The 19,175-nt window shown below is 63.1% G+C and carries 16 protein-coding genes; 6 read left to right on the top strand and 10 right to left on the bottom strand.

The genetic code is table 11. The annotated features are described in order from the left end of the window. Window positions 1-60: 60 nt before the first annotated feature. Window positions 61-2,016 (bottom strand): acetate--CoA ligase, encoded by a 1,956-nt coding sequence (gene acs, locus NKJ01_RS25420; RefSeq protein WP_352732021.1) that lies wholly within the window; start codon window positions 2,014-2,016, stop codon window positions 61-63. A gap of 315 nt (window positions 2,017-2,331) precedes the next feature. Between acs and NKJ01_RS25415 the strand changes: the two genes are divergently transcribed. Next, complete coding sequence (locus NKJ01_RS25415; protein ID WP_352732019.1) at window positions 2,332-2,604, top strand: usg protein; 273 nt, start codon at window positions 2,332-2,334, stop codon at window positions 2,602-2,604. 34 nt (window positions 2,605-2,638) lie between these two features. Here NKJ01_RS25415 and NKJ01_RS25410 read toward each other — a convergent pair whose 3' ends face one another. Together NKJ01_RS25410 and NKJ01_RS25405 are read right to left on the bottom strand one after the other, a co-directional pair. Further along, window positions 2,639-3,673 (bottom strand): aldo/keto reductase, encoded by a 1,035-nt coding sequence (locus NKJ01_RS25410; RefSeq protein WP_352732017.1) that lies wholly within the window; start codon window positions 3,671-3,673, stop codon window positions 2,639-2,641. Window positions 3,674-3,729: 56 nt separating this feature from the next. Further along, window positions 3,730-4,911, bottom strand: coding sequence for an MFS transporter (locus NKJ01_RS25405; protein WP_352732044.1), 1,182 nt, complete (start codon window positions 4,909-4,911; stop codon window positions 3,730-3,732). A 119-nt stretch (window positions 4,912-5,030) separates the two neighbouring features. Between NKJ01_RS25405 and NKJ01_RS25400 the strand changes: the two genes are divergently transcribed. Further along, window positions 5,031-5,939 (top strand): LysR family transcriptional regulator, encoded by a 909-nt coding sequence (locus NKJ01_RS25400; RefSeq protein ID WP_352732015.1) that lies wholly within the window; start codon window positions 5,031-5,033, stop codon window positions 5,937-5,939. 48 nt (window positions 5,940-5,987) lie between these two features. Here NKJ01_RS25400 and NKJ01_RS25395 read toward each other — a convergent pair whose 3' ends face one another. From NKJ01_RS25395 to NKJ01_RS25380, 4 genes are all read right to left on the bottom strand, one after another. Beyond that, a complete protein-coding gene (locus tag NKJ01_RS25395) occupies window positions 5,988-7,037 on the bottom strand; it encodes an aldo/keto reductase (protein WP_352732042.1) in 1,050 nt (349 codons plus the stop codon). 682 nt (window positions 7,038-7,719) lie between these two features. Further along, the gene (locus NKJ01_RS25390; protein ID WP_352606308.1) at window positions 7,720-8,121 is read right to left on the bottom strand and encodes a type II toxin-antitoxin system VapC family toxin; all 402 of its coding nucleotides are present in this window, start codon (window positions 8,119-8,121) and stop codon (window positions 7,720-7,722) included. Then, window positions 8,121-8,375 carry a type II toxin-antitoxin system Phd/YefM family antitoxin gene (locus tag NKJ01_RS25385; RefSeq protein ID WP_023762507.1) on the bottom strand — a complete coding sequence of 85 codons (255 nt, stop codon included), beginning with the start codon at window positions 8,373-8,375 and terminating at the stop codon, window positions 8,121-8,123. The genes NKJ01_RS25390 and NKJ01_RS25385 overlap by 1 nt, the downstream gene beginning before the upstream one ends. 89 nt (window positions 8,376-8,464) lie before the next feature. Continuing rightward, the gene (locus NKJ01_RS25380; RefSeq protein ID WP_352732012.1) at window positions 8,465-9,127 is read right to left on the bottom strand and encodes a YggS family pyridoxal phosphate-dependent enzyme; all 663 of its coding nucleotides are present in this window, start codon (window positions 9,125-9,127) and stop codon (window positions 8,465-8,467) included. A 155-nt stretch (window positions 9,128-9,282) separates the two neighbouring features. On the opposite strand from NKJ01_RS25380, the gene leuS reads away from it, so the two are divergent. The 3 genes from leuS (at window position 9,283) to NKJ01_RS25365 (ending at window position 15,445) form a co-directional block, all read left to right on the top strand. Continuing rightward, the gene (gene leuS / locus NKJ01_RS25375) at window positions 9,283-11,907 is read left to right on the top strand and encodes a leucine--tRNA ligase (RefSeq protein WP_352732010.1); all 2,625 of its coding nucleotides are present in this window, start codon (window positions 9,283-9,285) and stop codon (window positions 11,905-11,907) included. After that, window positions 11,894-12,472: an LPS assembly lipoprotein LptE gene (lptE, locus tag NKJ01_RS25370; RefSeq protein ID WP_352732008.1), complete on the top strand. Its 579-nt coding sequence runs from the start codon at window positions 11,894-11,896 to the stop codon at window positions 12,470-12,472. Before leuS ends, lptE begins: the two co-directional genes overlap by 14 nt. 288 nt (window positions 12,473-12,760) lie before the next feature. Continuing rightward, complete coding sequence (locus NKJ01_RS25365; protein WP_352732005.1) at window positions 12,761-15,445, top strand: DNA translocase FtsK; 2,685 nt, start codon at window positions 12,761-12,763, stop codon at window positions 15,443-15,445. A 76-nt stretch (window positions 15,446-15,521) separates the two neighbouring features. Here NKJ01_RS25365 and fsa read toward each other — a convergent pair whose 3' ends face one another. Beyond that, window positions 15,522-16,178 (bottom strand): fructose-6-phosphate aldolase, encoded by a 657-nt coding sequence (fsa, locus tag NKJ01_RS25360; RefSeq protein ID WP_023762502.1) that lies wholly within the window; start codon window positions 16,176-16,178, stop codon window positions 15,522-15,524. A gap of 90 nt (window positions 16,179-16,268) precedes the next feature. Between fsa and NKJ01_RS25355 the strand changes: the two genes are divergently transcribed. Next, the gene (locus NKJ01_RS25355; RefSeq protein WP_352732003.1) at window positions 16,269-18,452 is read left to right on the top strand and encodes a primosomal protein N'; all 2,184 of its coding nucleotides are present in this window, start codon (window positions 16,269-16,271) and stop codon (window positions 18,450-18,452) included. Window positions 18,453-18,458: 6 nt separating this feature from the next. Here NKJ01_RS25355 and NKJ01_RS25350 read toward each other — a convergent pair whose 3' ends face one another. Next, window positions 18,459-18,914 carry a type II toxin-antitoxin system VapC family toxin gene (locus NKJ01_RS25350; protein WP_352732000.1) on the bottom strand — a complete coding sequence of 152 codons (456 nt, stop codon included), beginning with the start codon at window positions 18,912-18,914 and terminating at the stop codon, window positions 18,459-18,461. Then, window positions 18,911-19,144 carry a type II toxin-antitoxin system Phd/YefM family antitoxin gene (locus NKJ01_RS25345; RefSeq protein WP_502898134.1) on the bottom strand — a complete coding sequence of 78 codons (234 nt, stop codon included), beginning with the start codon at window positions 19,142-19,144 and terminating at the stop codon, window positions 18,911-18,913. Before NKJ01_RS25345 ends, NKJ01_RS25350 begins: the two co-directional genes overlap by 4 nt. Window positions 19,145-19,175: the final 31 nt, after the last annotated feature.

The following is a 19,175-nucleotide window of genomic DNA, read 5'->3' as shown; positions in this document are numbered from 1 at the left end:
CGCCGACCTCGATGCTGGCCGGGCGATCGACCGACCGTGCAAGTGCAGTCCTGGTTTGGATCAAGCCTTCCTGTTCTGCCGGTTGGCGATCAGATCGTCGACGACGGCCGGGTCGGCCAGCGTCGAGGTGTCGCCGAGTGCCGAAAAATCATCCTCGGCGATCTTGCGCAGGATGCGACGCATGATCTTGCCCGAGCGCGTCTTCGGCAGGCCGGGCGCGAACTGGATCTTGTCGGGCGAAGCGATGGCACCGATCTCCTTGCGGACATGAGCGATGAGCTCCTTGCGCAATTCCTCGCTCGGCTGCTCGCCAGCCATCAGCGTGACATAACAGTAAATGCCCTGGCCCTTGATGTCGTGCGGATAGCCTACGACGGCGGCTTCCGAAACCTTGTCGTGACTGACAAGCGCGGATTCGACTTCTGCCGTGCCCATGCGATGGCCGGAGACGTTGATGACGTCGTCGACGCGACCGGTGATCCAATAATAGCCATCGGCGTCGCGGCGGCAGCCGTCGCCGGTGAAGTATTTGCCCTTGTAGGTCGAGAAATAGGTCTGGATGAAGCGATCGTGATCGCCATAGACGGTGCGCATCTGGCCGGGCCAGGAATCGGTGATGCACAGATTGCCGTCGGCGGCACCCTCCAGCACCTTGCCTTCGCCGTCGAGCAGCTGCGGCTTGACGCCGAAGAACGGCCGCGTCGCGGAACCTGCCTTGAGATCGGTGGCGCCAGGCAGCGGCGTGATCAGGATGCCGCCGGTCTCGGTCTGCCACCAGGTGTCGACGATCGGCACCTTGCCGTTGCCGACGACGTTGAAATACCACTCCCAGGCTTCCGGGTTGATCGGCTCGCCGACCGAACCCAGCACGCGCAGCGATTTGCGCGACGTCTTGGTGACATGCGCATCGCCGGCGCCCATCAGCGCGCGCAGCGCCGTGGGCGCGGTGTAGAAGATGTTGACCTTGTGCTTGTCGATGACGTCCCAGAAGCGCGACTGCGACGGATAGTTCGGCACGCCTTCGAACATCAGCGTGGTGGCGCCGTTGGCGAGCGGGCCGTAGACGATGTAGCTGTGGCCGGTCACCCAGCCGACGTCGGCGGTGCACCAGTAGATATCGCCGTCATGATAGTCGAAGACATATTGGTGCGTCATCGAGACGTAGACGAGGTAGCCGGCGGTGGTATGCAGCACGCCCTTCGGCTTGCCGGTCGAGCCGGAGGTATAGAGGATGAACAGCGGATCCTCGGCCTTCATCTTCTCGGGCTTGCACTCGGCCTTAACCGTCGCGACCTCGTCGTGATACCAGACGTCGCGTCCGGCTACCCAGCCGGTCTTGCCGCCGGTGCGGCGCACGACCACCACCTTTTCGACTTTCGTTCCGGCCTTCGCGGCGATGTCGATCGCCTTGTCGGCGTTGTCCTTCAACGGGATCGGCTTGCCGCCACGCAGGCCCTCATCGGCGGTGATGACGAAGGTCGACTTGCAATCGTCGATGCGACCGGCCAGCGCATCCGGCGAAAAGCCGCCGAAGACGATCGAGTGGATGGCGCCTAGCCGAGTGCAGGCCAGCATCGCATAGGCGGCTTCCGGGATCATCGGCATATAGATGGTGACGCGATCGCCCTTCTTGACGCCGTGCTTCCTCATCACATTGGCAAGCCGGCAGACATGCTCGTAGAGCTCGTTGTAGGTGATCTTCTTGTCGTCGTAGGGATTGTCGCCTTCCCAGATGATGGCGGTCTGGTTGCCCCGCTTCTTCAGGTGCCGGTCGATGCAGTTGACCGAGACGTTGGTCAGCCCGTCCTCGAACCATTTGATCGAGACCTTGCCATCGAAGGAGGTGTTCTTGACCTTGCTGTAAGGCTTGAACCAGTCGATGCGCTTGCCGTGCTTGCCCCAGAACTTGTCCGGGTTCTTGACGCTGTCGGCATACCATTTCAGGTACGTGTCATTGTCGATCAGCGCGTTTTTCTTCCACGCCGGCTGGACGCGATGGACATGAACCTCGGACATTCCGGACTTCCCTCCCAAACCGATCCGCCGGCTTGAAACGCCGGCGGGATCGCAGCAAAGCTGCCGCGAATTCGGCGGCATTATTACCAGTTCGTCCGTCATCGCAATATTAGACGTTGGATTCGCGCGGCGGGATGCCGCAGGGGGCCTATCCAAGGCTGTCAGCACTCAGATCAGCTCGCTGCTAACTGCATGTTTTCGCGCGGAAAACCCGTTCTCGATCAGGAAAAATCAATAGACAGTTAAGCAACGGCGCGCACACTCTGACCTTGGGAGGAAAGGAGACTCAACCAGAGACCACCCAAGAGGACTGCCATGCGCGACCATTCCGAAATGGACCTGATGTTCAAAGGCTATGGCCTGACCACGGCCAAGATTCTCTATCATTTCCCCGACCATCCGCATCTGTTGCAGAGCTTCATCTGGCAGGATTACGATCTGGCGCCGAACTTTCCGGTGCTGATCAAGTTCATCGAATTCTGGAAGGCCAAGCTCGACGGGCCGCTGCATTCGATCAGCTACACACACCAGAAGCTGATCGCGCCGAATGAATGGCGCAAGGTGGACGGCGAGTTCGTCTTGCACTGAACGGCGGCAGGGCCGCCGTTCAGGGGTTGCCAACTCAAACCGCCGGCGGGTTCAGCCGGGCGAAGCCTTCCTGGCGGCGATAGGGGAAATACGGGTAAGGCGCGGTGACTTCGCTTGCCGCGTCGAGCTTTTTCATCTGCTCCGGCGTCAAATTCCAACCGACAGCGCCGAGGTTCTGGCGCAGCTGTTCCTCGTTGCGTGCGCCGATGATGACCGACGATACGGTCGGGCGCTGCAGCAGCCAGTTGATGGCGATCTGCGGCACGGTCTTGCCGGTTTCCCCGGCCACCGCGTCCAGCGCATCCATGACCCGGTAGAGATGCTCGTCCTCGACCGGCGGCCCGAAGCTTGCCGTGTCGTGCAGCCGGCTCTTTTCCGGCAACGCCTGACCACGGCGGATCTTGCCGGTCAGGCGACCCCAGCCGAGCGGGCTCCACACCAAAGCGCCGACGCCCTGGTCGAGGCCGAGCGGCATCAGCTCCCATTCATAGTCGCGGCCGACCAGCGAATAGTAGACCTGATGCGCGACATAGCGCGAGTAGCCGTGCTTGCCGGCTTCCCCCAGCGACTTCATCACTTGCCAGCCGGAAAAGTTGGAGACGCCGACATAACGCAGCTTGCCGGCGCGTACGAGATCGTCCAGCGTCGACAGCACCTCTTCGACCGGCGTGCCGGCATCGAAGGCGTGTAGCTGCAAAAGGTCGATGTAGTCGGTGCCGAGACGTTTCAACGCGGCGTCCACCGACTTGATTAGCCGCGAACGCGACGAGCCGTAATCGGCCGGCCCGTCGCCCATCGGCAGCGAGGTCTTGGTCGAGATCAGCACGGCATCGCGACGGCCTTCTATCGCTTCGCCAAGCACCTCTTCCGAGGCACCGTTCGAATAGACGTCGGCAGTGTCGAACAAAGTGACGCCGGCCTCCAGGCAGATGTCGATCAGCCGCCGCGCTTCCCTGGCGTCGCTGTTGCCCCAGGCGCCGAACAGTGGGCCGGAGCCGCCAAAGGTTCCCGCGCCAAACGAGAGTGCGGGCACTCTCAGGCCTGAAGCACCGAGACGTCGATAGTCCATTTTCTTGCTCCTGGTGGTGTGGAAGAAGGGTGTCGAAATCAATCCGGTTCAGATATTCACGACCGGACGGAGGCAGGCGCGCCGAGCGCCTGGGGACGATCGAGACGCATCGCCAGTCCCGCCACGGCGAGTGCCGCGAGCGGCAGCAGGGCGGCGACCCAGGTGAGCGCACCAAGGCCGAGGCCATCGGTAATCACCGCGCCACCGAGCCAGGCACCTGCCGCGTTGCCGAGATTGAAGGCGGCGATGTTGAAGGACGAGGCAAGGCTCTGGCCGGCACCTTGCGCCTTGTCCAGCATCCACATCTGCAGCGGCGCCACGGTGCCGAAGGCGGCGGCACCGAGCAGGCCGACATAAATCACGGCCATCACCTGGCTGTGGATGGCGAAGGTCATGGTGGCGAGCACCACGGCCAGCACCACGAGACTGCCCAGCACTGCCGGCACCAGCCAGCGGTCGGCGACTTTGCCGCCGGCGAGATTGCCGGCGATGAGACCGCCACCGAAGACGAGCAGGATCGGCGATACCGCCGCTTCCTTGAAGCCGCTTATCTCGGTCAGCAACGGGGCGACGTAGGTGAAGACGGCGAAGACACCGGCATAGCCGAGCACGGTGGTGGCGAGGCCGAGCAGGACGGGCGTGCGGCGCAAGACGGCTAGATCGGCGCGCAGGTCGCTCTTTTCGGGCGCCGTCTGGCTGCGTGGCACCAGAGCCAGGATGACGGCGAAGGCCGCCAGGCCGACCACGGTCACCGCCCAGAAGGTCGACCTCCAGCCCAAGGCCTGGCCGAGCCAGGTGCCGAAGGGAACGCCGAGGATGTTGGCGATGGTCAGGCCGGTGAACATCAGCGCAATCGCCGAGGCCTTCCTGTTGGGTGCGACCAGCCCGGTGGCGACAACAGAGCCGACGCCGAAGAAGGTGCCATGGGCAAAGGCGGTGATGATGCGGGCGCCCATCAGCGTCCAGTAGTCGGGCGCCAGCGCACAGGCGAGATTGCCAAGCGTGAAGATCGCCATCAGCGCCAGAAGCACGGTCTTGCGCGGCCAGTTGCCGGTGGCGATGGTCAGCAGGGGTGCGCCGATGACGACGCCGAGCGCATAGCCCGAAATGAGCTGGCCGGCGGCCGAGATCGAGACGCCGAGATCCTTGCTGACATCGAGCAGCAGACCCATGATGACGAATTCGGTGACACCGATGCCGAAGGCACCGGCGGCGAGGGCGTAGAGAGCAAGAGGCATGGCGGTTTCCACTTCGATGGCGACGAGCGCCGTCCCGCGCCCCGGCCCGAAAGATCGTGTCACCATGCATTGTGAACCAGACTTGCGCTGGGCATATTTTCTGTGAAATAGATTCACAGATGGCTAGGCCCGACATCAATCGCTCCGGCGAGATCGAAGTCTTCGTGCGTGTCGTCGAGGACGGTAGTTTTTCCGCCGCGGCACGCGCATTGCGGATGACGCCGTCGGCGGTCAGCAAGCTGATCGGGCGGCTGGAGGCGCGGCTCGGCGCGCGGCTGGTCAGCCGTTCGACGCGAAAACTGCAACTGACGCCGGAAGGCACCGCGTTCTACGAAAGCGGCCTGCGCATCCTCGCCGACATGGCGGCGGCCGAGCAGGAGGCCGCGGCGGGTGCGGCACCGCGCGGACGGCTGCGCGTCAACACCTACGTTCCCTTCGGAGTGCACCGGCTGATCCCGCTGCTGCCGCGCTTCCTCGAGCGCTATCCCGAGATTTCGGTCGATCTGGTGCTGAGCGACAGCGTCATCGACCTGATGGCGGAACGTGCCGACGTCGCCATTCGTGCCGGGCCGCTCAGCGAATCACGGCTGATGGCGCGAAAGCTTGGGCAAAGCCCAGTGGTGGTCGTCGCGGCGCCCTCATACGTCGAAACGCACGGAACGCTGCTGACACCGACCGATCTCGACAGGCACAACCGCATGGGCTTCGGTTTCGTGCGGCACCTCGACGGTTGGCCTTTTCTTGATGCGGCTGGCAACTCCATCATGGTTCCAATCATCGGCAACACGCTGGTGAGCGATGGCGAGGCAATGCGGCTGATGGCGCTGGCGGGCGCGGGCATCGCCCGGCTGGCCCGCTGGCACGTGGCGGCCGATATCGCTGCCGGCCGGCTGGTGCCGCTGCTCGAGGATTTCAATCCAGGCGATGAGGAGGCCACCCACGCCGTCTATGTCGGCCAAGGCCGGCATCTGCCGGCGCGGGTGCGCGCCTTTCTCGATTTTCTCGGGGAGAGCGTTCGGCTGAGCTGACTGGCACTCGGGAGGCCATGGGCTCCCGAGATGTCGGCATTGGCCGCGTTATGGTTTCGGCGTGAACGGCGCCGGACGCCGGCCGGCAGCCTGACGCTCCACCATCCAGCCGGGATATTCGGCCGGCAAGGCGCTGACCTCATCGAGGCTGACGAGATCGTCGGCATCGAGCTTCAGCTGCGACGCCGCAAGATTCTGCTCCAGCTGCTCCATACGGCTCGCGCCGATGATGACGCTCATCACGAAGGGTTTGACCAAAACATAGCCCAGCGCGACTGTCGCGACACTCACGTCATGCTTTTTGGCGATCTCGCGCATGACGGCCACAGCCGCCCAGGCGCGGTCCTCGTTGACCGGTGGGAAGTTGAAGGAAGCGCGGCGCCCTTCGCCATTGCCCGGTGCGCCGGGTCCGTATTTGCCCGACAGCAGTCCGCCGGCCATCGGCGACCACACCATCAGGCCGAGCTTCTCCCCATTGAGCAGCGGCACGATCTCGCGTTCAAGGTCGCGACCGGCTATCGAGTAATACGACTGGACGGTCTCGAAGCGAGCAAAACCCTTGCGGTCGGCGATGCCGAGCGCCTTGGCGATGCGCCAGGCCTGCCAGTTGGAGACGCCGACATAGCGGACCTTGCCGCTTACAACGAGGTCGTCCAGCGCCCGCAGCGTCTCGTCGATCGGCGTCACGGTGTCGGTGCCGTGCAGCTGATAGAGATCGATATGGTCGAGTTGCAGCCGCTCGAGACTGGCGTCGACCGAATCCATGATGTGTCCGCGTGACGAGCCACGCTGGTTGGGGCCTTCGCCCATGGCGCCGTGCACCTTGGTGGCGATGACCACATTCTGTCTGTTGACGCCGAGATCCCTGAGCGACTGGCCGAGCAGCCGTTCGGACGCGCCGAAGGAGTAGACGTCGGCGGTATCGAAGAAATTGACCCCGGCGGCGAGCGAGCGGGCAATGATCTCGTTGACGCCCTTCTGATCGAGGCTGGCGATCAGGCCCCATTGGGCATTTTCGCCGGCGGCACCGAAGGTCATGGTGCCGAGGCAGAGTTCGGAGACGAACATCCCCGTATTTCCAAGCTGGTTGTAACGCATGTGGAGGCTCCAGAGAGTTTGTGATGACACAAAGCAAATAGGAACGGTACGTTTCGTTTCTAGTGATGGCCCAAAGAATTTCTCATCTGGCCAATGCCTGGACGTGCCGACGGTCAGCTGGCCAGTAGCGCCACGATCGCGAAGGCTGTCATGCCGAAGTGGACGGCGGCAAGCGGCAGCAGAATTTCGAGCAGCGCTCTCTTTGGAGGCAACGCGGTTGCCCTGGCCGAGATCGAATTCGCCGGCGATCCAATCCTCGAAGCTGCCGATACTCGCGGGTGTCCACGGGCGGTGCCGATGCCAGACATGCCCGGCGACGGCCGGCAACGCCACCGCGATAACAAGGAAGCCGGTCATGACGACGAGAAGATAATCGGCGTAGCTGCTGCCGCCGAAGCCTGCCCAGGCGGACAGTGCGTACCATCCGGCAAGTCCAGCCATCGCACCATAGATATCTGGATGCAGCCGGTCGGAGACATGCCGGTTGTGAGGCCGGTCACGGGGTTGTTTGTGGGAAAGGTGTTCGTTGTTCATGATGCCCTCCTTCGACATTGCAAAGGAACGGCCATGACGGTCGCTCAGGGTCTCCGACGGAGGTAGGGAGGGGGCGCGGCATCGCAATGCGATGCTGTGACGCGGCTGCCGCATCCAACCTCCGGGGTTTGTGGCAATGTGGGACGGGTCAGATCACCCAGGGATTGAAGACCGTCACGCCGGTATTATCAAAGTCGGCAACATTGCGGGTCACGAGAATGAGGTCATGGACAAGCGCGGTTGCCGCGATGAGCGTGTCGGCGCTGCCCCTTGTACGACCAGCAGTGATGCGCCCCCAGGCCAACGCGACATCTTCCGTAACGGCAAGAATGCGGTCGGCGTTATCCCGCCGCAGCTCCCGTAGCCACAAATCGAGGCGCGTTGCCTTTTCGGAGTCGACCTTGCGTAGCTTGACGATCTCACGCTCGATCTCGCCAAGGGTAATGACGCTGAGGCTCACCGATGTCGGATCCACCGAAGTAAGCCATTCAGTCGGCTTGGGTAGCCGCCTCTGCACGTCCGAAACGATGTTCGTGTCGAGCAGGTACATCAGAGGTCGACATCCCGAATCATCGTATCCGAGCGACGGTTGACCTCCTCGGCGAAATCATCGTCCCAGACCGGGCCAGTCAAAAGATACTCAGCAAGGCTTTTCTTCTTTCCGGCCAAGCGGTCGTAGTCTTCCGCAGAGAGCACCACTGCCGCGCGCTCGCCGCGCAGGGTCACCGTCTGCGGTCCCTCGCTGCGCGCGCGTTGAACCACCTTGGAAAAATTGTTCTTTGCGTCCTGAAGATGCCAGTTCATGAGAATGCTTCCTAGCTAGCTTGGCTAGATATAGCATTGTTGCGGTGAGGCAGCAAAAAATGCCGCACTCGAACTGCAACTATCAATGGCTATCGAATGCCGAAGATCGCGGAACCGACCCTGACACTGGTGGCGCCGAAGGCGATCGCATTCTCGTAGTCGCCGGACATGCCCATCGACAGCTTCGCGACGCCAGCCTCTCGGCCAAGCTTCTCCAGCAGGGCAAAGTGCGGACCCGGATTTTCGTCAGCTGGCGGAATGCACATCAGGCCCTCGATGGCGAGCCCGTGCACATCGCGGCAGCGGGCGACGAAGGCGACGGCCTGGCGCGGCTCGATGCCGGCCTTCTGCGGCTCGGAGCCGGTGTTGACCTGGACATAAAGCCTTGGCGCATGGCTTTGTCTGGCGATCTCCTTGGCAAGTTCGGCGGCGATCTTCTCGCGATCGACCGTCTCGATGACATCGAACAACGTCACCGCCTCCTTCGCCTTGTTCGACTGCAGCGGGCCGATCAGATGCAGTTCGATATCCGCAAATGCCTCCTTCAGCGCCGGCCATTTGCCTTGCGCTTCCTGCACCCGGTTTTCGCCGAAGACGCGCTGGCCGGCCTCGATGATCGGGCGGATGTCGGCGGCGTCAAAAGTCTTGGAAACGGCGACCAGCGTCACCGCTCCAGCCTGGCGGCCAGCCTCTTGTTCCGCCGCGGCAATCCTGGCCTTGACCGTGAAAAACTGCTGAACGGCGTCGCCCATATGCAAATCCTGCTGATTTGGCCCGCGTTTTTGTCAGACGCGATACCCATATGGTTGACGGGTTTGCCAAACCATGGTGAACACCCGGACCACATTCCCTGAACTGCCGAGCCGTTGCCCGCAGTTCGCGCATGCTTTTAAGTGAAAATAATCCCATGGCAACCGAACGATACAATCCGCGCGCGTCAGAGCCCAAATGGCAGAAGGCCTGGGACGCCAAGAAGCTGTTCGAAGCGCAAAATGACGATCCGCGCCCGAAATACTACGTGCTGGAGATGTTCCCTTATCCGTCGGGGCGTATCCATATCGGCCACACCCGCAACTACACGATGGGTGACGTCGTGGCACGCTACAAGCGGGCCAAGGGTTTCAATGTGCTGCACCCGATGGGCTGGGACGCGTTCGGCATGCCGGCCGAGAACGCGGCGATGCAGAACAAGGTCCATCCCAAGGAATGGACCTATCAAAACATCGCCACCATGCGCGAGCAGCTCAAGGTCATGGGCCTGTCGCTGGACTGGGCGCGCGAATTCGCCACCTGCGACGTCGACTACTACCATCGCCAGCAGATGCTGTTCCTCGATTTCGTCGAGAAGGGGCTGGTGACGCGCAAGTCCTCCAAGGTCAACTGGGATCCGGAGGACATGACCGTGCTCGCCAACGAGCAGGTCATCGACGGGCGCGGCTGGCGCTCGGGCGCGCTGGTGGAACAGCGCGAACTAACGCAGTGGTTCTTCAAGATCACCGACTTTGCGCAGGATCTGCTGGATTCGCTCGACGGCCTCGAGGAATGGCCGGAAAAAGTGAAGCTGATGCAGCAGAACTGGATCGGCCGCTCGGAAGGCCTGCTGATCCGTTGGCCGCTGGCAGATGCTGTCGGTGGCGAGCATGAGCTGGAAGTCTATACGACACGGCCCGACACCATCTTCGGCGCTTCCTTCATGGCTGTCGCCGCCGATCATCCGCTGGCCAAGAAGGCTGCGGAGGGCAATCCGGCGCTGGCGAAGTTCATCGAGGATATCAGCCATATGGGCACCTCGGTGGCGGCGCTTGAGACGGCTGAAAAGAAGGGCTTTGACACCGGTATCCGCGTCGTCCATCCGTTTGACGACAGTTGGACGCTGCCTGTCTATGTCGCCAATTTCGTGCTGATGGAATACGGCACCGGCGCCATCTTCGGCTGTCCGTCCGGCGACCAACGCGACCTCGACTTCGCCAACAAATACGGCCTGCCGGTTATCCCGGTGGTGATGCCGGAAGGCGAGAATCCGGCAAGCTTCCAGATCATCGATCAAGCCTTTGTCGACGATGGCGTGATGATCAACTCGCGCTTCCTCGACGGCATGCAGCCGGATCAGGCTTTCGACGAGGTGGCGAAGCTGCTGGAACAGAAGACCATCGGCAACCGGCCGATGGCGGAGCGCAAGGTGAATTTCCGCCTGCGCGACTGGGGCATTTCGCGCCAACGCTACTGGGGCTGCCCGATCCCGATGATCCATTGCGAGGATTGCGGCGTGGTGCCGGTGCCGAAAGCCGACCTGCCGGTCAAGTTGCCCGACGATGTCGATTTCGACCGGCCGGGCAATCCGCTCGACCGGCATCCGACATGGCGGCATGTGAAATGCCCGCAATGCGGTGGAGATGCGCGGCGCGAAACCGACACGATGGACACCTTCGTCGATTCGTCCTGGTATTTCGCGCGCTTCACAGCACCCTGGGCGCATGAACCGACTGATCCCATGGCGGCCAATGAATGGCTGCCTGTCGACCAGTATATTGGCGGCATCGAGCACGCGATCCTGCACCTGCTCTATTCCCGCTTCTTCACCCGTGCCATGCGCGAGGCCGGTCATGTCGATCTGGCCGAGCCGTTCAAAGGGCTGTTCACGCAAGGCATGGTGGTGCACGAGACCTATCGCGTCGGCTCGGCATCGAATGGCCGCTGGCTGGCGCCCACCGAGGTTCGGCTGGAAGACGTTGACGGCAAGCGTCGCGCCATCGAGATCTCTACGGGCGAGACGGCGACGATCGGCCCGCTCGAAAAGATGTCGAAGTCGAAGAAGAACACGGTCAGCCCGGAAGACATCACCGATGGTTACGGCGCCGACACGGCGCGCTGGTTCATGCTGTCGGATTCGCCGCCAGAGCGCGACGTTGAATGGACCGACGATGGCGCCGCCGGCGCGCATCGCTTCATCCAGCGTATCTGGCGCCTGGTGTCGACAGCGGCCGAAACGTTGGCCGGCATCGAGCCCGCGGGCGCTGGCAGCGGCGAGGCCGCTGTGGTTTCCAAGGCCGCGCACAAGATCCTGAAGGCGGTCGGTGAGGATATCGAGAAGCTGGCTTTCAACCGCGCCATCGCCCGCATGTACGAACTGGCCAACGCGCTGACCTCGCCGCTCAACGAGGTGGCCGAAGGCAAGGCTGATGCAGCGCTCAAGGGTGCCTCCCGGCAGGCCGTGGAGATTCTCGTGCATCTGATCGCACCGGTCATGCCGCATCTGGCAGAGGAGTGCTGGGAAACGCTCGGCGGCACCGATCTGGTTGCCGAACGGCCGTGGCCGGCGTTCGATCCGGCGCTGGTCGTCGACAACGAAGTCACCTATCCGGTGCAGGTCAACGGCAAGAAGCGGGGAGATTTGACAATTGCCCGCGACGCGGACCAAGGTGCGGTCGAAAAAGCGGTATTGGCTCTCGACTTCGTGCAGAAAGCGCTCGAAGGAAAGGCTCCGCGCAAGGTGATCATCGTGCCGCAGAGGATCGTCAATGTCGTTGCCTGATCGGGAAAAGACAGGGTTGAGCCGTGTGCTGCGCCATATCGCGTTCGCCGGCCTGGTCGGCTCGCTCGCGCTTGTCTCGGCCTGCACGGTGCGGCCGCTCTATTCGAGCGCGTCGCTGTCGGGTTCGCAGGCGAGCGCCAGTGCCGAACTGGCTTCGATCGCCATCAAGCCGGTCAGCTCGCGTTATGCCCAGCAGGTGCGCAACGATCTGATTTTCGGGTTTGGACGAGGTGCCGGCGAGCCGGCCTCACCGGCCTATTCGCTCAATCTCGGCGTGACCGAAGCCGTCGAATCCGCGGCACTTGTGCAGGTTGGGACCAACGAGGACGAACCGACCGCCGGTTCCGTGACGCTGACCGGCAACTATACGCTGTCCGATGTGAAGACCGGTGTGGTCATCGCATCCGGCAAGCGTTCGATCACCTCGTCCTTTGACAGGCCGCGTCAGGAGTTCGCCGCATACCGGGCGCAGATCGACGCCGAGAATCGCGCCGCGCGCGAACTGGCCGAAGCGCTGCAATTGTCCATCGCCCAGGATCTGGTCAGGCACGCCAAGGCCAGCTAGCGCGGCCATCGGCCTAGCGGCCCGAGCATGGTGGGATGATCGTGAGATCACGATCAGTTTCCCGGATAGAGACGTCCTGCATCGCCGCGAAGAGACGCCATCAGCCGCCCCAGCACAGCGGGCAGATCGCGCCACGGCGTGCGCTGTGGATGACGATTCGGCTGCGTCGTTCGCGGAGGCCGTCACGACGATTTTGCTGTCCAAGGATCGTCGGCGATCCATTCGGGAAGCAACTGTTAACCACTCGCTCCCTATTGCTCGGCAGGCAATTCAGAGTGAGTCTTGAGAATGGAAGCCAGGCGTTTTTCCCGGGTCAATCTGTTGAAGGCAGCATCGCCCGATGATCCCGAGGTGAAGCGCGACAAGGGTGGGCAGCGAACGTCTTCAGCCGCGACAGGCGATCTTGATCGTCCGGCCCACAAGGGACTGGATGGCCGGCAGCCCGGCACGCACCAGGTCGGCTATTCCGCGCCGATTGTCGATCTCGGCGGCAACAGGCGGCCCTATATGGAGCCAAGGGGCGCGGAGGCGAGCAACGCGTCCTTGAAAAACGGCGATATCGAAAGTCCTGCCTGGCAGGAATACTTCTTCCTCGCGCCCAACGTGCGTTTCACCCGCACACCAGACTATGAAGCCAAGAAGCAACGCCCGCAGCACGAGCGTGTTGCCGAGCAAGGCGATGCAGACGCGCTCCCCACGCCGCAAACAGTCGCGCAAGCCATGGTCGATCAGGCATCCTCCGCGCCCTCGCTCCTGGCGTTGCCGGCCTCGGTGAAAAGCCATGCCTCCCAGCCGTTGGCCGGCCGCGGAGCCGCCACGCAAAGGCCGTCACCGCCGGCTGCGGCTCTCGCCCTTCCGGGACGGGCCAGAGAGAAGGAGAGGGTCGTAGCTTCGGTGACTGCAGCAACGGGACGAGCTTCCGCGCGCGCGGCTGCCGCTCCGGGCGCGCCGATCAAACCGGCCGCTGCCGAAAAACTGCGCTGGCCCTATCTTTCGGATCACGCCTTCTTCGAGGCTATGCCGCCGTATCTGGTCGATGTTTCGTCACAGGCCCGGCAGGCCAGCCCAACTTCGCCTGCACCGGTCGCCGCAGCGCCTGTCATCGCCGCTGAGCGGCTCGACAACCGCTCGCCGATGGTGACCGATGCCACCTCGCTGTTTCGCATCATCGAATGGCTTCCAGGTCAGACATCGAAGTCGTTGCCGGACGTTTTGCCGGCTAACTCGAACCAGGCCGTCGTCCAGCCTGACGTATCTGCGGGCATTCCGCCCCGAGCCGACGCTGCCGCAATCCTCACTGCTAAAAGCGATGCCGTTCCTACGCCGGCCGCGCCAGGCGTGGACGTCACTGTCAGGGTCGCCGGCGCTCGCTCTCCGCGCTTGCCAAGGGCCGGGAATATTGTGCTGTCAACCGCGGGCGAACTTTATGAGCTTCCTTCGGAGGAGCTGTTGCAGCAGCCCCCTGAGGGGCAAGGCTTCTACATGTCGCAGGAGCGGCTCGAGCAGAACGCTGATCTGTTGGAAAGCGTGCTCGAGGATTTCGGTGTGCGCGGCGAGATCATTCATGTTCGCCCCGGCCCAGTCGTCACGCTCTATGAGTTCGAGCCGGCGCCGGGAGTAAAATCCTCCCGTGTCATCGGGCTTGCCGATGATATTGCCCGCTCCATGTCGGCGATTTCGGCGCGCGTCGCCGTCGTGCCTGGTCGCAACGTCATCGGCATCGAGCTTCCGAACGAGACGCGCGAAACCGTCTATTTTCGCGAGCTGATCGAATCGGAGGGCTTCCGCAGGACCAGTTGCAAGCTGGCGCTTTGCCTGGGCAAGACGATCGGCGGTGAACCGGTCATCGCCGAACTGGCGAAGATGCCTCACCTGCTCGTGGCCGGAACCACCGGATCCGGCAAGTCGGTTGCCATCAACACCATGATCCTGTCGTTGCTCTACCGGCTGAAGCCGGAGGAATGCCGGCTGATCATGGTCGATCCCAAGATGCTCGAACTCTCCGTTTATGACGGCATTCCGCATCTTCTGACGCCCGTCGTCACGGACCCCAAGAAAGCCGTCACCGCGCTCAAGTGGGCGGTGCGCGAAATGGAGGACCGCTATCGCAAGATGGCTCGACTCGGTGTGCGCAACATCGATGGCTACAATGAGCGCGCGGCCGCTGCCCGTGACAAGGGCGAGACCGTTGTCATGACCGTGCAGGCCGGTTTCGAAAAGGGCACCGGCGAGCCGCTTTTCGAACAGCAGGAAATCGACCTTGCGCCGATGCCCTACATCGTCGTCATCGTCGACGAGATGGCCGACCTGATGATGGTCGCCGGCAAGGAGATCGAAGGCGCCATCCAGCGTCTGGCGCAGATGGCGCGCGCTGCCGGCATTCACCTGATCATGGCAACGCAGCGCCCTTCCGTCGATGTCATCACAGGCACCATCAAGGCCAATTTCCCGACCCGGATTTCCTTCCAGGTGACGTCCAAGATCGACAGCCGCACCATCCTTGGCGAGCAGGGCGCCGAACAGCTGCTCGGCCAGGGCGACATGCTGCACATGATGGGTGGGGGACGCATCTCCCGCGTGCATGGTCCCTTTGTCTCCGACGCGGAGGTCGAGCATGTCGTGGCGCATCTGAAGGCGCAGGGCCGGCCTGAATATCTGGAAACCGTGACAGCCGACGAGGATGACGAAGAAGCCGAAGCCGACCAAGGCGCGGTCTTCGACAAGGGATCGGTTGCAGCCGAAGACAGTGATTCCATCTACGACGAGGCGGTCAAGGTAGTGGTGCGCGACAAGAAGTGTTCGACGTCGTACATCCAGCGCCGCCTGGGCGTCGGTTACAACCGCGCCGCATCCCTGGTCGAACGCATGGAAAAGGAAGGGTTGGTCGGCGCACCCAACCATGTCGGTAAACGCGAAATCGTCATGGGGCGGCGCCCGTCGGCAACTGCGCCTGACGATGACGGCACGGATTGATCGGCCGTCGCTTCAAGCTGCGGCGCATAAAAAAGGCCGGATGCCCGGCCTTTTTTCGTATCGGATATCGGATCGCTCAGCCTATCTTCTGGCCGGTCTTGGCCCAATCGGCGAGGAAGGCGGCGAGGCCCTTGTCGGTCAACGGATGGTTGACCAGCGCCTTCAGGGTCGCCGGCGGCGCGGTAACAACGTCGGCGCCGATCAGGGCTGCCTGCTTGACATGGTTCACCGTGCGGACTGAAGCGACGAGGATCTCGGTCTGGAAATCGTAATTTTCGTAGATCTGCCGAATCTCCTGGATCAGCTCCATGCCGTCCGCGCCGGTGTCGTCGACACGGCCGACGAAGGGCGAAATGAAGGAAGCGCCGGCCTTGGCCGCCAGCAGTGCCTGGTTGGCCGAGAAGCACAGCGTGACGTTGACCATACGGTTCATCTGGGTGCGGATCGTCTTGCAGGCCTTCAGCCCGTCGAGCGTCAGCGGCACCTTGATGCAGACATTGGGCGCGATCTTGGCCAACGTCTCGGCCTCCGCCATCATGGCCTTGAATTCGGTGGCCACCACTTCCGCCGACACCGGCCCTTCGACGATGTCGCAGATCTGCTTGGTGACCTCGGAGATCTTGCCGCCGGATTTCAGGATCAGCGACGGGTTGGTGGTAACGCCATCGAGCAGTCCCAGATCGTTCAGCTCACGGATATCCTTAATATCGGCGGTGTCGACAAAAAATTTCATGGCAGGTCTCCTGAAGATTTTTATGTGCATGCCATGCACATTCGGGGTCGGCCTTTGATCTAGACCAAAGTCAGGGCAAGGTCACGCCTCATGATCGAAGATTCGCCCTTTGTCGCAGCCGCACCGGTGCTGGTGCCGATGCCCGCCGAACGCCCCTACACGTATGCCGTGCCCACCGGCATGCACGTGGTGCCGGGCTCGATCGTGCGCGTGCCGCTCGGCCCGCGCCAAGTTGCGGGCATCGTCTGGGACGGCGCGATCGAGAAGGTCGATGCGAAGAAGCTGCGCCCCATCGAGCAGGTCTTCGACTGTCCGCCGATCGACCGCGCGATGCGCCGTTTCGTCGATTGGGTGGCGCAGTACACGCTGTCGCCGCCGGGCATGGTGGCGCGCATGCTGCTCAGGGCACCGGAAGCATTCGATCCCGAACCATGGATCGAGGGGCTGCAGCGCACGCTTCTGGTGCCCGACCGGATGACGGCCGCCAGGGAGCGGGTGCTGGAGACGGCCGAAGGCGGCCTTGCCTGGACGCGGTCCGGGTTGGCTCATGCCGCAGGCGTGTCGTCGACGGTGATCGACGGCCTGAGGGCGCAAGGCGTCTTCGAGACGGTGATGATCCCGCCGCGCCCGGTGGTGGCCGCGCCCGATTCCATCTACGCCACACCGGAACTGATGCCGGACCAGAGCGACGCGGCGATGATGCTGCGCGCCAATGTCGCAGCCGGCGTGTTCAATGTCGCACTGCTCGACGGCGTTACCGGATCGGGCAAGACGGAGGTCTATTTCGAGGCGGTGGCGGCCGCGCTCGACCAGGGCAAGCAGGTGTTGATCCTGCTACCGGAAATCGCGCTGACGCATGCCTTTCTCGAGCGCTTCCAGCAGCGCTTCGGCGCCAAGCCGGGCGAATGGCATTCCGACCTGCCGCCGCGGATGCGCGAAAAAGTCTGGCGGCAAGTGGCGGAGGGCGGCGTGCGGGTCGTCGCCGGCGCGCGCTCGGCGCTGTTCCTGCCGTTCAAGGAGCTCGGCCTAATCGTCGTCGACGAGGAGCACGATCCTGCCTACAAACAGGAGGACCGCGTCTTCTACAATGCGCGCGACATGGCGGTGGTGCGCGGCCATATCGGTAGCTTTCCGGTCGTGCTGGCGTCGGCGACGCCATCGGTCGAAAGCCGGGTCAATGCCAGCCAGGGGCGCTACGCCAGGGCGGTGCTCTCCGCCCGCTTCGCCGAGGCAGCACTTCCCCACCTGAAGGCGGTCGACATGCGGCGGGCGCCGCCGGCGCGCGGCGGCTTCCTGTCGCCGGTGCTGCTCGACCAGATGCGCCAGACGCTGGAGAGGAAGGAACAGTCGCTGCTGTTCCTCAACCGGCGTGGCTATGCGCCGCTGACGCTGTGCCGGGTCTGCGGCCATCGCTTCGGCTGCCCGGTCTGCTCGGCTTGGCTGGTCGAGCACCGGTTTCGCGGCCAGTTGGTCTGCCATCATTGCGGACACAATGAGCGCCGCCCCGAAGCCTGCCCGGAATGCGGCACGCTCGATCACCTGGTCGCCTGCGGGCCAGGTGTCGAGCGCATCGCCGAAGAGGTCGTCGCGCATTTTCCCGACGCGCGCACCATCGTTTTGTCCTCCGACCTGATGGGCGGCGTGCGGCGGCTGCGATTGGAGCTGGAGGCGATCGCCAATGGCGAGGCCGACATCGTCATCGGCACGCAGCTCGTCGCCAAGGGCCACAATTTCCCCAACATGACGCTGGTCGGCGTCGTCGATGCCGATCTCGGCCTTGCTAATGGCGATCCGCGCGCCGCCGAGCGCACGTTCCAGCTGCTCAGCCAGGTAACCGGCCGCGCCGGCCGTACCGGCAAAAAGAGCCTCGGCCTGCTACAGACCTTTCAGCCCGACCATCCGGTGATGCGGGCGATCGTCTCCGGCGACGCCGAGGCCTTTTACGAGCGGGAGATCGCCGAGCGCGAGCGGGCCGCGCTGCCGCCCTTCGGCCGGCTCGCCGGTGTCATCGTCAGCGCGGTGACGCGAGCCGAAGCCGAGGGCCATGCACGCGGCCTGCGCCGCGCCGCGCCGGAGGCCACCGATCTGTTCGTACTGGGGCCAGCCGAGGCGCCATTGTCACTGCTCGGCGGCCGCCATCGCTTCCGCCTGCTGATCCAGGGCGAACGGCGTGCCGACATGCAAGGTTTTATCAGGGCCATGCTGGCGAACGGGCCGAAGCAGCGCGGCTCGGTCCGGGTGCAGGTGGATATCGACCCGCAGAGCTTTTTGTAAAAATGATCAGTCGAGGCTCGGCGGGTCTTGCAGTATATTCCAGCACCAAACGTCAAGCGCTTCAAAATGCCTGACGTTTGCTGTAACTACGGTGAGCCCGTTAGCTACCGCCGTAGCAGCGATCAGTATGTCCGCCAAGCCCGGATTCTTCCCTTTCGCAGAGACTGCTTCCTCCATTCGGCCCGCTCTTCGCGCTATATCGGCATTGACCGCTAGAATCCGATCTGCAAATCCCTCAATGGTGTCGTTGAGCCAGACGGTGAGGCTGTCCGCGCGGTTTTTGGCCCCAGCGCGATCGAGCTTGCGTATGCCTTTCTCGATTTCGGTGATCGCAATAACCGGTATGAAGAGCGTTTGCTTTTCACCTTGTGCTACAATCCAATTGGCGACACCTTTCGCAAGCGCCGGCCTGCCGGGAGCGAACGCGGATAAGAGGGAAGTGTCGAGAAGATAACCGCTCAAAGGTCGATATCCCGCGACGGTGACTCGTTCCTTTCAAGCTCGATCCCTCCCGGATAGGTCAGGAGAAACTCCCCGAAGTTTCGACGCTTGGCTGGATAAAGCTTGTGTAAGTCCTCGACCGAGACGACGGCCGCTGCCGGCTTGCCGTGCTTTGTGATAATGGTGGGCTCTCCGCTCTCTGCGGCCTCGACGAGCGCCGAGAACCCTGCCTTGGCCTCCCGAACCTGCATCGTTCTCACGGCAAATCTCCTTGTGGTCTCA

Source organism: Mesorhizobium sp. M0276 (assembly GCF_040321755.1).
In the GTDB taxonomy this organism is placed as follows: Bacteria; Pseudomonadota; Alphaproteobacteria; order Rhizobiales; family Rhizobiaceae; genus Mesorhizobium.
This window is presented reverse-complemented; position numbering and strand designations above follow the sequence as displayed.

Coding starts and splice junctions, on each gene's coding strand:
- acs (WP_352732021.1), bottom strand. CDS start 2,016: ATGTCCGAGGTTCATGTCCATCGCGTCCAGCCGGCGTGGAAGAAAAAC.
- NKJ01_RS25415 (WP_352732019.1), top strand. CDS start 2,332: ATGCGCGACCATTCCGAAATGGACCTGATGTTCAAAGGCTATGGCCTG.
- NKJ01_RS25410 (WP_352732017.1), bottom strand. CDS start 3,673: ATGGACTATCGACGTCTCGGTGCTTCAGGCCTGAGAGTGCCCGCACTC.
- NKJ01_RS25405 (WP_352732044.1), bottom strand. CDS start 4,911: ATGCCTCTTGCTCTCTACGCCCTCGCCGCCGGTGCCTTCGGCATCGGT.
- NKJ01_RS25400 (WP_352732015.1), top strand. CDS start 5,031: ATGGCTAGGCCCGACATCAATCGCTCCGGCGAGATCGAAGTCTTCGTG.
- NKJ01_RS25395 (WP_352732042.1), bottom strand. CDS start 7,037: ATGCGTTACAACCAGCTTGGAAATACGGGGATGTTCGTCTCCGAACTC.
- NKJ01_RS25390 (WP_352606308.1), bottom strand. CDS start 8,121: ATGTACCTGCTCGACACGAACATCGTTTCGGACGTGCAGAGGCGGCTA.
- NKJ01_RS25385 (WP_023762507.1), bottom strand. CDS start 8,375: ATGAACTGGCATCTTCAGGACGCAAAGAACAATTTTTCCAAGGTGGTT.
- NKJ01_RS25380 (WP_352732012.1), bottom strand. CDS start 9,127: ATGGGCGACGCCGTTCAGCAGTTTTTCACGGTCAAGGCCAGGATTGCC.
- leuS (WP_352732010.1), top strand. CDS start 9,283: ATGGCAACCGAACGATACAATCCGCGCGCGTCAGAGCCCAAATGGCAG.
- lptE (WP_352732008.1), top strand. CDS start 11,894: ATGTCGTTGCCTGATCGGGAAAAGACAGGGTTGAGCCGTGTGCTGCGC.
- NKJ01_RS25365 (WP_352732005.1), top strand. CDS start 12,761: ATGGAAGCCAGGCGTTTTTCCCGGGTCAATCTGTTGAAGGCAGCATCG.
- fsa (WP_023762502.1), bottom strand. CDS start 16,178: ATGAAATTTTTTGTCGACACCGCCGATATTAAGGATATCCGTGAGCTG.
- NKJ01_RS25355 (WP_352732003.1), top strand. CDS start 16,269: ATGATCGAAGATTCGCCCTTTGTCGCAGCCGCACCGGTGCTGGTGCCG.
- NKJ01_RS25345 (WP_502898134.1), bottom strand. CDS start 19,144: ATGCAGGTTCGGGAGGCCAAGGCAGGGTTCTCGGCGCTCGTCGAGGCC.